This is a genomic window from Neobacillus sp. DFD-2R (genome assembly GCF_057747865.1).
On sequence record NZ_CM173228.1, the window covers coordinates 4,495,579 to 4,508,480 of the forward strand.

15 protein-coding genes are annotated in these 12,902 nt (G+C 35.0%); 9 read left to right on the forward strand and 6 right to left on the reverse strand.

Annotation, left to right across the window (positions count from 1 at the left end; genetic code table 11):
* Positions 1-136: 136 nt before the first annotated feature.
* From AC3ANV_RS22520 to AC3ANV_RS22530, 3 genes are all read right to left on the reverse strand, one after another.
* A complete protein-coding gene (locus AC3ANV_RS22520; RefSeq protein ID WP_488310882.1) occupies positions 137-292 on the reverse strand; it encodes a FeoB-associated Cys-rich membrane protein in 156 nt (51 codons plus the stop codon).
* Positions 293-399: 107 nt separating this feature from the next.
* The gene (gene feoB / locus AC3ANV_RS22525) at positions 400-2,403 is read right to left on the reverse strand and encodes a ferrous iron transport protein B (protein WP_488310883.1); all 2,004 of its coding nucleotides are present in this window, start codon (positions 2,401-2,403) and stop codon (positions 400-402) included.
* Positions 2,403-2,627 carry a FeoA family protein gene (locus AC3ANV_RS22530; protein WP_488310884.1) on the reverse strand — a complete coding sequence of 75 codons (225 nt, stop codon included), beginning with the start codon at positions 2,625-2,627 and terminating at the stop codon, positions 2,403-2,405. The genes feoB and AC3ANV_RS22530 overlap by 1 nt, the downstream gene beginning before the upstream one ends.
* Positions 2,628-2,954: 327 nt before the next feature.
* Here AC3ANV_RS22530 and AC3ANV_RS22535 point away from each other — a divergent pair, with 327 nt between their 5' ends.
* From AC3ANV_RS22535 to AC3ANV_RS22560, 6 genes are all read left to right on the forward strand, one after another.
* Positions 2,955-4,100: a histidine kinase N-terminal domain-containing protein gene (locus AC3ANV_RS22535; protein ID WP_488310885.1), complete on the forward strand. Its 1,146-nt coding sequence runs from the start codon at positions 2,955-2,957 to the stop codon at positions 4,098-4,100.
* Between the two features lie 128 nt (positions 4,101-4,228).
* A complete protein-coding gene (locus AC3ANV_RS22540; protein ID WP_488310886.1) occupies positions 4,229-4,783 on the forward strand; it encodes a GNAT family N-acetyltransferase in 555 nt (184 codons plus the stop codon).
* A 207-nt stretch (positions 4,784-4,990) separates the two neighbouring features.
* The gene (locus AC3ANV_RS22545) at positions 4,991-6,298 is read left to right on the forward strand and encodes a hemolysin family protein (protein WP_488310887.1); all 1,308 of its coding nucleotides are present in this window, start codon (positions 4,991-4,993) and stop codon (positions 6,296-6,298) included.
* Between the two features lie 213 nt (positions 6,299-6,511).
* Complete coding sequence (locus AC3ANV_RS22550) at positions 6,512-6,889, forward strand: MerR family transcriptional regulator (protein ID WP_488310888.1); 378 nt, start codon at positions 6,512-6,514, stop codon at positions 6,887-6,889.
* Between the two features lie 61 nt (positions 6,890-6,950).
* On the forward strand, positions 6,951-8,306 hold the full coding sequence (locus tag AC3ANV_RS22555; RefSeq protein WP_488310889.1) for a hemolysin family protein: 1,356 nt from the start codon (positions 6,951-6,953) through the stop codon (positions 8,304-8,306).
* 115 nt (positions 8,307-8,421) lie between these two features.
* Positions 8,422-8,604 (forward strand): hypothetical protein, encoded by a 183-nt coding sequence (locus tag AC3ANV_RS22560; RefSeq protein WP_488310890.1) that lies wholly within the window; start codon positions 8,422-8,424, stop codon positions 8,602-8,604.
* A gap of 75 nt (positions 8,605-8,679) precedes the next feature.
* On the opposite strand, the gene AC3ANV_RS22565 is transcribed toward AC3ANV_RS22560, so the two are convergent.
* On the reverse strand, positions 8,680-9,015 hold the full coding sequence (locus AC3ANV_RS22565; RefSeq protein WP_488310891.1) for a hypothetical protein: 336 nt from the start codon (positions 9,013-9,015) through the stop codon (positions 8,680-8,682).
* A gap of 286 nt (positions 9,016-9,301) precedes the next feature.
* On the opposite strand from AC3ANV_RS22565, the gene AC3ANV_RS22570 reads away from it, so the two are divergent.
* A complete protein-coding gene (locus tag AC3ANV_RS22570; protein ID WP_488310892.1) occupies positions 9,302-9,613 on the forward strand; it encodes a HesB/YadR/YfhF family protein in 312 nt (103 codons plus the stop codon).
* 62 nt (positions 9,614-9,675) lie between these two features.
* Here AC3ANV_RS22570 and AC3ANV_RS22575 read toward each other — a convergent pair whose 3' ends face one another.
* Positions 9,676-10,371 carry a response regulator transcription factor gene (locus AC3ANV_RS22575; RefSeq protein WP_488310893.1) on the reverse strand — a complete coding sequence of 232 codons (696 nt, stop codon included), beginning with the start codon at positions 10,369-10,371 and terminating at the stop codon, positions 9,676-9,678.
* Positions 10,372-10,539: 168 nt separating this feature from the next.
* On the opposite strand from AC3ANV_RS22575, the gene AC3ANV_RS22580 reads away from it, so the two are divergent.
* Together AC3ANV_RS22580 and AC3ANV_RS22585 are read left to right on the forward strand one after the other, a co-directional pair.
* Positions 10,540-11,796: a DUF445 domain-containing protein gene (locus AC3ANV_RS22580; RefSeq protein WP_488310894.1), complete on the forward strand. Its 1,257-nt coding sequence runs from the start codon at positions 10,540-10,542 to the stop codon at positions 11,794-11,796.
* A gap of 171 nt (positions 11,797-11,967) precedes the next feature.
* The gene (locus AC3ANV_RS22585) at positions 11,968-12,333 is read left to right on the forward strand and encodes a cytochrome-c oxidase (RefSeq protein ID WP_488310895.1); all 366 of its coding nucleotides are present in this window, start codon (positions 11,968-11,970) and stop codon (positions 12,331-12,333) included.
* Positions 12,334-12,467: 134 nt separating this feature from the next.
* Here AC3ANV_RS22585 and AC3ANV_RS22590 read toward each other — a convergent pair whose 3' ends face one another.
* Entirely contained in the window at positions 12,468-12,857 is a 390-nt protein-coding gene (locus tag AC3ANV_RS22590) for a FixH family protein (RefSeq protein ID WP_488310896.1), read from the reverse strand.
* Positions 12,858-12,902: the final 45 nt, after the last annotated feature.

A 12,902-nucleotide genomic window follows, 5' to 3' on the forward strand; every position in this document is an offset into this window, starting at 1 on the left:
TGGCGAGCCCCTAAGGGCGAAGACAGAGGCGTAGTTGAACTTATGCGAAATAGGAAAGTATAAACTTATGAAAGTTTATACTTTCCTATTAGCTCAAAAAACTACTATCTTTATCAGATAGCAGTTTTTATTAAATCTATTTGACCTGTGGAGGGATACTGCAACCGCTAGAACATGATTTTTTCAGATCACATGCGGCACATTTACCTTTTTTCGACTTATTTATAAATTTCACTAAGGCCCAAGCGGCGTAACCAAAAATAGCAACGCCGATCATAATACTGGCAATCATGTGTTCCACCTCTTTTTTTTATTGGCTCTGTAAAACTTGCCTGTTGATTTCCGCTCCAATCAATATAGTGAGCAAAATCAACAATAAGCTTTAACATAGCCTTTATATTAAATAAGACCGAACAGCTTACCGCCTTGATAAATTACTAAACTCAGGATATATGCAATTGTAAGTGCATAAACAATAGAAAATGCTGTCCATTTCTTAGAGCCTGTTTCTTTAAAAATCGTTGCTACTGTTGCCAAACACGGTATATACAATAGAATAAAAACCATAAAGCTGAATGCAGCAAGCGGAGTATAATAATTTGACAATAGCCCTTGCAAGCTGGCATCATTTGGAGCAAAATAGATAATATTCATCGTGGAAATAATTGCTTCTTTCGCTAAGAATCCAGTGATTAACGAAGCAGAAGCTTGCCATGTACCAAATCCAATTGGTTTAAAAATTGGCGCTAGAATATTTCCGATTGCTGCTAAATAACTATGGTCCATGTCCACCTTTAGCCCATGTGGACCTGCATAAGATAAAAGCCAGATAAAGACAGAACCTGCAAAAATAAACGTGCCGGCTTTTCGTACAAATCCCTTCCCTTTATCCCAGGTACTTCTCCATAGCGACTGAAACTGAGGGAGCCGATAAGGCGGAAGCTCGATAACAAATAATGATGTTTCAGATTTTAATAAGGTAGTAGAAAAAATCTTTGCCAGTATCAATGCCACAACAATACCAAGAACATAAAGGCTAAGTACAATAAATGCTTTATGACCTGCAAAAAATCCTCCTACAAATAACGCATATACAGGCAAGCGTGCTGAACAAGACATTAACGGTGTTAACAGGATGGTTAATAGCCTTTCACGCGGTGTTTCAATTGTTCTCGCAGCCATGATACCGGGCACATTACAGCCAAACCCGATCATCATTGGAATAAATGCTTTACCGTTTAATCCCACCGATTCCATAATCCGATCCATTACCAGTGCAACACGGGCCATGTATCCGGAATCTTCTAGTAAGGAAATAAAAAAGAATAAAATAAAAATCTGCGGCACAAACACGAGAACCCCGCCAACTCCGGCCACTAATCCTTGAAGAATTAAGTCTTGAATGAAAACGGAAGCATGGACTAAACTTAGAATTTTTTCGATTATTCCTGTGATCGGCCCGGATATCAATGAATCTAAGGCATCAGATAATGGAGTTCCGAGCCAATCAAATGTCAACATAAACATGCAGTACATTAGCAGCAAGAAAATTGGCATCCCTAAATAACGATTGGTCACGATCCCATCAATTTTTTCTGATAAAGGAACATTTGCATCTTTTTTTGTGATGGCTTCTGAAAGAATTTTTTCAATAACTTCTTTTCTTTTTAAATAGATGAAATTTGATAGTAACTTTACTTCATACTTAAGGGTCAGCTTTGCTTGTAAATTTGAAAAAATTGCTTCCAACTTTTGAGGATCTACAATTTTGGATAAATATTTTTCTACGTATTCATTTCCTTCAAACCACTGAAGGGCAAGCCATCTTGGAGAATGTTCAGTTGCCCCGTTAATCTCTCCGGTTAGTGCAGTAATTGCCTCCTCGATTTCTTTCCCATAATAAACAAGTTCTTTTTGTTTTGATTGGATCGATTCCGTTGATATAGCCTCTACCAGTTTATCGCATCCCTTGCCGTTTCTGGCAACAACAGGAACAACAGGAACTCCAAGTATATCGGACAGCTTGTGTACGTCGATATGGATCCCACGATTTTTTGCTACATCAATCATATTCAAGCCAATAAGTGCAGGTTTATCATATTCAAGCAATTGGAGTGTTAGATGTAAATTACGTTCCAATTGTGATGCATCCAATATATTTAATAATCGATCAACTGAATCGTTTAAAAAGAAGGAAGTAACGACCCCTTCGTCCTTTGATAAAGGGTTTAGTGTATAAACACCAGGCAAATCAATTAATCTGCCAATATTATTCTTAAAAGCCCCTACCTTCTTTTCAACGGTGACGCCGCTCCAGTTACCTACATACTCATAGGATCCTGTAAGATTATTAAACAATGAAGTTTTCCCGGTATTAGGGTTTCCAATAAGAGCGATTTCCATTATATTTTCTCCACCTCGATTTGATCTGCTTCTTTACGGCGTATTCCGACACACTGACCGCAAGACTCAATCATAATGGGGCCGCCAAATGGCATTACACATTTTACACAAACTTCCGAACCTTCGGTAATTCCTAAGTCAAGCAGACGTCTTTGGACAAGGTGACCAACATGAGAAATGTCTTTAATTTTCCCCTTATCCCCTGCTTTTAACAAACCAAACATGTATATCACCCTTTATTTATGTTAATTGAGAATGATTATCTTTCTTCATAAAAGTATTTTAACATTAAATACACGCATTCCGCACATAATATTTGTGACAAAAGTTCGAAAATACTTCATTTTTCTCCTATATTGTGTAAATAAACGAAAAAGTTTGGACCTGTTTTGTATTAACCGATAAAATGGTAATTAGAGAATATAAATCGTTGTATATCTTTTGCCAAATAATAGAAAAGTAATTTTTTAGAAAAATAATAAAGGATTTTTTCCGGATTTCAGCGAATTATCTTGGATAGGAGTTTTCTAATAACATAGGGGGAAAACGGCATGTTTACGGAAAATCAAACAGATTTAATTGCTTTCTTTGAAAAGAATAAAGAAAGCTTAATAGTGGAATGGGAACAATTAATTATTATTGCAAACGGAGACCCTTATAAAGAAAAAATACGTGATAATGGAGAAGCTCTTTTTAACGTCCTCCTTAATATGCATATGATTACGGAACAAGAGCTTTTAGACATAATACAAAGGCTGGCAGTTGAAATATCAGAAGAAAGAGTAATCGCCGACATTAACATGGGGGATTTTGTATATAATGTCAATCTTGGCAGGACAGTTTTATATAGCTATTTAGGTAAAACAGGTCTTGAGTGGAAAGAGTTACAAGAATCAATAAACAAAATAAATTTTTGTTTTGATAAATTTCTTTTCTATGCTGTTTCACATTTTACAGAAGCAAAAAATAAAATTATCGAAGAAAAAACAATGGTCATTGACTCTACCCATCAGGACAGGCTGACTCTTCTTGGACAAATGACTTCTAGTTTTATTCATGAGTTTAGAAACCCGCTTACCTCTATTCAAGGGTTTATCCAATTACTAAAAGCTGATTATCCAAATATGAGATATTTAGATATCATTTCCAGTGAGCTGGACCAGCTTAATTTCCGAATTTCTCAATTCTTGCTTTTATCAAAAAAAGAGTTAATTGGGAAAGAGAAGGATAATTTTAAGCTAAACAAGCTTATTGATGAGGTTTTAAATTTCCTTTATCCAAGCATTCTGGACGGTAAAGTAAAAATTATAAAAGAATTGATTGAAGATATAACACTAAATGGATATGCCGATGAAATTAGGCAGGTCTTTATTAATATTATCTTTAATGCGATTGACGTTCTAAACCATGATCGAAACCCCAATCCAACGGTTGAAATTATTAGTTGGCTTGAATATGATCAGCAAATCAAAATTACTATTTCCAACAATGGACCTATGATACCGGCAGAATTACGAAAAACTATTTTTGAGCCTTTCTTTACGACGAAAAAACTTGGTACGGGGCTTGGCCTGTTTGTCTGTAAAGAAATTATTGAAAAGCATAAAGGTGAATTATCCTGCCACTCCACTCCGGAAAAAACAACGTTCTCAATCACATTGCCGCTTCCCTCCAGTTCGGTGATTGATGCTATTTAAATTTATATGTGCATAAGAGGCTGGCTCATACGAGTTAGCCTTATTTTTATAATTTCTCCCTTTAAACCTTCCTAAACAATGGAGCATATGATGTACTAAAAATTACATTTTATCAGGAGAATTGTCCAATGTTTACATTAAAGGTTGATAAGGAAATTGAGTTACAATTGTTTCAGCTTCAACATTCAGTTAAGCTTTTTCAGCTTATTGAGTCAAACCGTGACCATTTGCGTGAATGGCTGCCATGGATCGATAATATGACCTCACCATTTCATTTTGAGTCTATTATTCCTTTGTGGTTAACACAATTTGCGGAAAATAATGGATTTAACGTTGGAATCCTTTATAATGGGGAACTCGTTGGTTCCATCGGCTTACACCAAATGGATTGGCATAATAGTACAACCAGCATAGGCTACTATCTTGCAAAAAATGCAGAAGGTCGTGGAATTATGACACGGTCTGTTCAGGCTTTGTTAAACTATGCATTTTTTCAATTAGGCTTAAATCGAGTCGAAATCCGCTGCGGTGAAAAAAATAAAAAAAGCCGGGCCATTCCTGAGAGACTAGGCTTTGTTAGAGAAGGGAAAATAAGGGAGGGCGAACAGCTACATGGTCGTTTTCATGATCTTATTGTCTACAGCATGCTCGTGCGTGACTGGAACGGAGCCGCAGCCCACTGAACATTTGTCTATTATTTGAAGCTCTTAGCTGCCTAAAAGGCAGCTTTTTTTAAATTTTCTTTTCACTATTTGCTCACAAATACTTTTTTTGAAATAATATTAGGTAATGTTATTGGTAAACGGTAAAGTAGAAAGTGTAACTAGAGGATATAATGAAAGCAAAGAGATTTTTTAAGTGAGGTGGAGCCTTACCCTGTAAGGTGTTAAATGATTGGGATGAATATAGCTTTAATTGCTATTCTAATTGCTTTTACAGCATTTTTTGTATCATCAGAATTTGCAATGATAAAGGTCAGAACAACGCGGATTAATCAATTACTGTCAGAAGGCAATGAAAAAGCAGAAGCAGCAAAAAAGGTTTTATCTAACTTAGATGGGTATTTATCGGCAACACAGGTAGGGATCACGATAACATCTTTAATATTAGGCTGGCTGGGTGAACCCACGATTAGAAAGCTATTAGAGCCTATTTTTGATGGGATTCAATTACCTTCGTCGCTAAAACAGATCCTCTCCTTTATCGCAGCCTTTTTAATTATTACTTTTTTCAATGTTGTTATTGGGGAATTATCACCAAAAACCTTTGCGATTCAAAAAGCTGAGGAAATCATGTTGCTATTTGCTCCTGCTCTTATTTTGTTTTATAGGGTGATGTATCCATTTATTTGGGCTTTAAATCGGTCAGCACGCTATGTAACAGGTCTGTTTGGCATAAAACCTGCTTCAGAACATGATATTGTTCTTTCCGAGGAAGAACTTCGGATGATTCTTTCCCAAAGCTATGAGAGTGGGGAAATAAATCAATCAGAATATCGCTATGTAAATAAAATTTTTGAATTTGATAATCGCATTGCCAAGGAAATCATGGTACCCAGGACTGAGCTTGTCACTCTTTCAAAAGATTCAACATTAGACGAGATTATCGAAGTCGTAAAGGAGGAAAAATATACACGTTACCCGGTTATTGATGGCGACAAAGACAATATTTATGGGATTGTTAATATTAAAGAGATTCTTACAGATTGTATTCAAGAAAAATGTGGTGGAAGTCAGCCATTAATGCCTTATTTAAAACCTGTGATCCATGTGATTGAAACTATTCCGATCCAGGAACTATTGGTTAAACTGCAAAAGAGCCAATCCCACATGGCCGTATTATCCGATGAGTATGGCGGTACAGCAGGTATCGTTACGGTTGAAGATATTCTCGAAGAAATTGTTGGCGAAATCCGTGATGAATTTGACATTGATGAACTTCCTCTTATACAGAAAAAGGGCGAAGGCCATTTTATATTAGATGGAAAAGTACTCATTAGCGAAGTAAATGATCTTTTAGGCATCACGCTTGAAGAGGAAGATGTGGACACCATCGGCGGTTGGTTTTTAACACAAAAATTTGATGTCCATAAAGGAGATGCAATTGTAAAGGATGGATTTCAGTTCCAAATAACTGAAAATGAAGGCCATCATATTGTTTTTATGGAAGTAAAAAAATTATCAACGTCTCCCGAATAGGTTGGCGTTATTTTTTTATTTATTTTTTAGAATATTTCGATTATAACATTCATATAAAGTATCATTTTTCCATAAAATGTTGATATCAACTAGTTTACTAACCGAAACGTTTGACTGTACGGTTTAAATTCATTATAATTATTGTTAATTTTAAATTACCCGAGGTGATACGATGGGGCTGTCTATCGAATTGGTGAAATAGCAGAAATAGCCATGGTTTCTAAACGAACAATTGACTATTATACGTCTATTGGGTTACTCCGGGCAGAACGTTCTAAATCCAATTACCGCATTTATTCGGATGAATCGATTAGCGATTTAAAGTTTATCGAAGAATGTAAAAGTCTGCACTATCCATTAGACGAGATTAGAAGAAAGCTAGAGATGAGAAAAACTAAAAAACTCCGGGATTCAGAAGTGGAAAAACACGTTAAGGCAGTCACGCAGCAAATGAAACAGCTGCAAAATGAATTATGTGTCCTTCAACCCTTGTTGGAAAAGTTAGACCAGCAGCAAAAGGAAGAGCTTTCAAATACTTTTAATATACAGGGGAATGCTTTAGTGAAATCACTTTTAAATTTAACGAGTTAATTTCTGTATTATACTGGGAGGTGACTCCTTACTCGTGTAAAAACGAGATAAGGGAACTTATTTGGACATATTTAACTTGGTTATTATAGCCATTTTAATTGCTTTAACAGCTTTTTTTGTCGCTTCAGAATTTGCAATCGTAAAGATTCGAAGTTCAAGAATCGATCAATTAATTGAAGAAGGAAATTCAAGTGCTATTTCTGCAAAAAAAGTAATTTCGAATCTGGACGAATATCTATCTGCCTGTCAGTTAGGTATTACAATTACGGCTCTTGGTTTAGGTTGGCTGGGGGAATCGACAATTGAGGGAATGCTTCGTCCTCTTTTACTTGCTATAAACGTCCCTGAAAGCGTCACACATATATTAGCGATTGGTACTGCATTTGCAGCCATTACCTTTTTACATGTTGTGGTCGGAGAGCTTGCACCTAAAACACTTGCCATCCAGAAAGCTGAAATGATTACCCTGGTTATGTCACGTCCGCTGATCATTTTTTATAAGATGATGTATCCTATTATATGGATATTGAATGGTTCAGCACGTATTACAGCCAGCATTTTTGGGCTAAAGCCTGTTTCAGAAAACGAGATTGCCCATACGGAGGAAGAACTTCGAATTATCCTTTCTGAAAGCTATAAAAGTGGTGAAATTAACCAATCTGAGTTTAAGTATGTAAATAAAATTTTTGAATTTGATAATCGTATTGCAAAAGAGATTATGGTCCCAAGAACGGAAATTGTTTCATTGTCAAAAGATGATACATTAGAAACCTTTTTACAGGTATTGCGAGAAGAAAAATTCACAAGGTATCCAATTATTGATGGTGACAAAGACCATATTATTGGGCTCGTTAATATAAAGGAAATGGTGACTGATTTAATTGGGAATGAAAAACTATCGTCTCAAACATTAGAAAACTATACTCGTCCAATTATAAGAGTAATAGAAACGATTCCTATCCATGATTTATTAGTAAAAATGCAAAAAGACCGTATGCATATGGCAATCTTAATGGATGAATATGGCGGGACTTCCGGTCTTGTTACGGTTGAAGATATCTTAGAAGAAATTGTTGGCGAGATCCGCGATGAATTCGATATGGATGAAATTCCAATGATCCGTAAAATTAAGGATAACCACTATATTATTGACTCAAAGGTTTTAGTTTCAGAGGTCAATGACTTATTGGGTGTTACAATTGATGATGAAGATGTTGATACGATTGGCGGCTGGATCTTAACTGAAAATTACGAAGCAAAAGAAGGCGATGTCGTTCTTCACGATTCATATACATTTAAAATCCTTGATATGGAAGAGCATCATATAAAATATATCGAAGTCATGAAAAAGGCCAGTGATGGGGAAGCAAACATTCAAAAAATTGCTTTATCCAAATCGGAAGTATTATCTCAATAATTTTTAATGAAAAACAGTTCACAATCATTTTGTGTTCTGTTTTTTTTATTTTGTACATTTGACCAATCAACTAGTCCCACTTATGCATATCCTACTCAAAAGGAGGGATTGAAAAATGAAGAGTTTAGCATTTTTATTTTTAGCTTGTATTTTAGCTGGCTTTGCCTTAGTTAATTTACCAGCAATTTCTTTTTTATCAGGCTTATTTCCATTTTTCCATATCGTCGGAGCACTTGCAGTCTTAGTATTCTCTTTTGCACTGATTTATGAAGGTTTAAAGGCATTTTTCTCAAAATAATAACCATATAGATTCTATAAAGAAAAAAACAGATCAATCCTAAGGTAGAATTGGTCTGTTTTTTTATTGGTAATACTATTTTGTTTTTAAAATGATGATTTCCTCTTCCGCTTTTGCCAATTTAACAAGGTGGGAATCAAGGCGGCGGTTAATATGTTGAATTTCTTTATCGTTCTCTTGGTTACCCTCCAAGCCTTTTAATAGTGTACTTTGTACATCTTCAATACGCTGAAGGGAATCCTTGATATCGGATAGATCGATTTGGTTAACAGCAACCCGGTGCTCAATACTATCAACCTTTTCTAATCTTGAGAGTCTTTGTTCAATATTTTCTAATGTAGTATTAAATGTATTAATTAAACTTTTTATATCATTTACATGTATATTTAACTTTTCAAGCTTTTGCTCCATTGTCAAAAACTCCTTTTATCGGTTTCCTTTATTTTATCATCATTTTCACTTTCCATATGTTACAAAAACAGCACAATGGATTATTGGAAGTTTTTGCAAATAGAATATGAACATTTTTTTACATCATGCTTTATTAAAAGTAATGATGTGAGTATTATCACAGGCAAATTCCGCAAAAAGTTTTACCCTTTTACTATAAAGAAATGGAGAACCCTTTTCCCTTTCAGTAGCTTCTCCATTTCTTTTTTAGACTCAATATCCATAAGAAAAAGGTTGGTGTATAAGTATGATTATATCTATCGACGAAAAGGCTTCCAATTGGTTCAAAAAAGAATTTGATTTCGACAAAGCATTTAATATTCGGATGTTTCCACAATATGCCGGTTTCGGACAAAAAAATAAGGGATATAGCCTGGCTTTTTCTGCAGAAACACCAACAAATGCAGGATATACAAAGGAAGTAAATGGGATAACCTTCTTTATTGAAGGCAACGATGTTTGGTTTTTCGAAGAAACGGAAACATACCTGTCAGCAGACGATCTTATTGATGAACTGGAAATAACTTATAAAGAAGAGAGCAATCCAACAATTAACTGACTATTTAAGTCTACTAAAATAAGGTATCCAGTCATAAAGTGGATACCTTTTCATTTTCATAACTAAATCTCAACCTTTTGTGCGGACTCATCAAATTTATATCCGACTCCCCAAACAGTATGAATAAAGGGCTGCTCGATTGTGCCGATCTTCTTCCTCAACCTTTTTATATGAACATCAACTGTCCGTTCATCGCCATAAAACTGGCCCCACACCTTATCCAACAATTGTTCACGAGAAAAAACCTGTCGTTGGTTTTGGATAAAAAAGAATAATAAATCGAATTCCTTTGGTGTTAGGCTGTCAATTTTTTCACTATTTAAAAATACTTCTCTTGTTTCCTTGCTAATTTTAAAATGAGTGGTTTCTAGGTAATGTCCTTCATTTCTTTTTACATCCTGTAGAAACCTCCTCGAAACTGCTTTTATTCTTGCCATTAATGTAAGCGGACTGAAGGGCTTTGTAACATAATCATCTGCTCCCATTTCCAGGCCTAATACTTGATCAGACTCGCTATCTTTTGCAGTTAGTAGAATAATTGGAACATTGCTTGTCTCTCTTATTTTTTTACATAAACACACCCCGTCCATACCAGGCAGCATCCAATCAATAATGAGCAAGTCCCAAACTCCTCCCCGAAATCGCTCATAGCCCTCCAGACCATTATGTACAAATTCACCATTATACTTTTCCTTCATAAAAAACATTTCAAGCATTGAGCAAACACTTTCATTATCCTCGACAACAAGAATTCTCATTTTTTCACCTACTCCCTATTTTAATATCTTAAGACCAATTTACTTAAAATTTCTAGGAAATGCTAGATAACTTTGAAAGCTTATTTAAACATAATTGCTTTTTTTCCAATAAAATTGAGATAATAGCAATAGTGATAATATTTAAATTAGAAGATGAGGGATTCAAAGATGTTAAAAGGCACGAAAAAATCGCAGCATTTGGCGACAATTTCTCTTGCTGTGATGGGAATTGGTTTTATCGCAACCATTCCATTACAACACTCACTTTGGGTGACGATCCTACAAGGGGGGTTCGAAGCAGGATTAGTTGGAGGACTGGCAGATTGGTTTGCCGTTACGGCATTATTCCGGCATCCATTAGGACTTCCGATTCCACATACTGCTTTATTACCAAAAAATCGCCAAAGAATAACCGCAACTATAATCTCTATGGTAGAAAATGAATGGCTAACAAAAGAAAGTATTCGAAAAAAAATAGCCGGTTTTCGTTTTACTGAAAAGCTACTTTCTATTATAGATCAAGAATTAAACTCACAAACCTTACGAGTTACTATTATTAAAGTTATTCAACACCTTATTCGTTCAATAGATAGTGAAAAACTAGCACCAATAGTCGAGCAAGAATTAAAAATTAAGCTTAGCGAGCTGAACATAAAGAAGTATCTAGTTTTGATTACCGACCAAATAACTAAAAGAAGGTACGATGAAAAAGCATTAGATTATATTCTTAATGAAATTGAAGAATGGTCTCAAAGGGATAGCACAAAGTACAGGCTCGGCAGTATGGCAGTGGATGCAATTGAAAATATTAAAGCAGACGGTTTTATGCAATTCGCATTAAAATCGTTTAGCAATCTTGTAAACGAAGAGAAATTAGGCAATATTATTCAAAATCTGATTCAAAAAGGGGTAGTTAGTTTTCAGGACCCTAATAACCAGAATCGGCACACATTACTAATGTATGTAAATAACAAGCTGCAAAATATTAAAAACGATGAAAACCTTTTAAAAGAACTAAATGGTTTGAAAATCCAGCTCCTTACTGAATGGAAACCTGAAGAGAAAATTATCGATTTTCTTAACCAATTAAAACATAAAGCCAATGTTTATGTGGAAGAACCAATGTTTTTCGATAGCTTTATCCTGCCACTCTTAGAAAAAGGTTTAGATAACATAAAAACAGATGAAGAAAAAGTGGATGTTATTGAAACATGGCTTAAACAGCAAATCTCTAATTTTGTTGAAAAGAATCATTCGAAAATTGGGAAACTGGTTGAAGAAAATCTCGAGAAATTAGATGATAAAACATTAATTAACATGATTGAGACAAACGTTGGAAAAGACCTGCAATGGATTCGTGTTAATGGAGCAGTTTGCGGCTTTATTATAGGTCTTTTCTTAATTGGTATAAAATCATTTTTTTAAGATTTACCTCTAGCAAAAAAACTATCTTGAACTAAACAAGGTAGTTTTTTTAATTTATGAAATAACCCAAAATACCTATTCTTGTCCCTGATAAAAGAGGTTCTTTTTCAAAAAGGTGCCACATATTTAGTACTGTAGTCACTATTTTTAAGGAAAAAAGGGGGCCGGGGAATGGCAATAAAATTCATTAAAATTTCAGTTGTGTATTTTGTCATTGGGGTTTGCATTGGGATGTATATGTCTATGACGGAAAAATTCGATTTCTCACCTGTTCATGTTCATATTAATTTGTTAGGCTGGATGTCGATGGCACTAGCCGGTCTTATTTATGTGGCTTTTCCAAAGGCAAGCGAAACTACCCTGGCGAAAGTTCACTTCTGGCTTCATAATATTAGCCTGCCTATTATGATGATTGGACTTGCGTTTTTAGTTTCCGGCGTTACTGCTGCAACTCCTGCAGTAGCAACAGGTGGTACTTTAATGGTATTAGGTATCATTGTCTTTGCAATAAATATCTTAAAGAACGTTAAAAATTAGTCAATTTACTTTAAGTTGATTCCGGTTATTGATTCACTAAAATTAATGTCGCACTAATTATATTTTAATTTGATCAAGTTTATTAATAATCAGGCTGACCTAATTTCTTAGTCAGCCTTCTGTTTACTTAATTCTTATTTACCCACAGTAAATTCTTTATTCGGCATTGTATGCAAATTTCTTGCCGTTACGTGGGCTGTAACAAAGTAATTTCCACTTTCGGAGAAAGTTTTTTTCACTGAGTAAACTCCTTTTCCTTCGTTTTTCCCTTCAATCATCTCATGTTGATCTTGTCCGGTTTTCCAAATTTCAAATTTCACTTCATTTGCATCAGATACTTTATCCTTTCCCTGCGTAACAACTGCCTCAATTTTTGCTTCTTCATTTGGATTTATTTTTTCCGGGACAAATTTGATCGCTACATCGACCATTTGTGGTTCCTTACCGGATGTTGTATCACTTTGATTAGAGCATCCTGTCAGCATCCCAAACAATAATAGTATACCTAGTAATAATTTTCGCATAGCACCCTCCCTATTACGCTCAAAAATTGTTTCACCTTTACATTT

Excerpts from the sequence above, each read along its gene's own strand:
- AC3ANV_RS22520 (WP_488310882.1), bottom strand. The coding sequence starts at position 292 with ATGATTGCCAGTATTATGATCGGCGTTGCTATTTTTGGTTACGCCGCT.
- feoB (WP_488310883.1), bottom strand. The coding sequence starts at position 2,403 with ATGGAAATCGCTCTTATTGGAAACCCTAATACCGGGAAAACTTCATTG.
- AC3ANV_RS22530 (WP_488310884.1), bottom strand. The coding sequence starts at position 2,627 with ATGTTTGGTTTGTTAAAAGCAGGGGATAAGGGGAAAATTAAAGACATT.
- AC3ANV_RS22535 (WP_488310885.1), top strand. The coding sequence starts at position 2,955 with ATGTTTACGGAAAATCAAACAGATTTAATTGCTTTCTTTGAAAAGAAT.
- AC3ANV_RS22540 (WP_488310886.1), top strand. The coding sequence starts at position 4,229 with ATGTTTACATTAAAGGTTGATAAGGAAATTGAGTTACAATTGTTTCAG.
- AC3ANV_RS22545 (WP_488310887.1), top strand. The coding sequence starts at position 4,991 with ATGATTGGGATGAATATAGCTTTAATTGCTATTCTAATTGCTTTTACA.
- AC3ANV_RS22550 (WP_488310888.1), top strand. The coding sequence starts at position 6,512 with ATGGTTTCTAAACGAACAATTGACTATTATACGTCTATTGGGTTACTC.
- AC3ANV_RS22560 (WP_488310890.1), top strand. The coding sequence starts at position 8,422 with ATGAAGAGTTTAGCATTTTTATTTTTAGCTTGTATTTTAGCTGGCTTT.
- AC3ANV_RS22565 (WP_488310891.1), bottom strand. The coding sequence starts at position 9,015 with ATGGAGCAAAAGCTTGAAAAGTTAAATATACATGTAAATGATATAAAA.
- AC3ANV_RS22570 (WP_488310892.1), top strand. The coding sequence starts at position 9,302 with ATGATTATATCTATCGACGAAAAGGCTTCCAATTGGTTCAAAAAAGAA.
- AC3ANV_RS22575 (WP_488310893.1), bottom strand. The coding sequence starts at position 10,371 with ATGAGAATTCTTGTTGTCGAGGATAATGAAAGTGTTTGCTCAATGCTT.
- AC3ANV_RS22580 (WP_488310894.1), top strand. The coding sequence starts at position 10,540 with ATGTTAAAAGGCACGAAAAAATCGCAGCATTTGGCGACAATTTCTCTT.
- AC3ANV_RS22585 (WP_488310895.1), top strand. The coding sequence starts at position 11,968 with ATGGCAATAAAATTCATTAAAATTTCAGTTGTGTATTTTGTCATTGGG.
- AC3ANV_RS22590 (WP_488310896.1), bottom strand. The coding sequence starts at position 12,857 with ATGCGAAAATTATTACTAGGTATACTATTATTGTTTGGGATGCTGACA.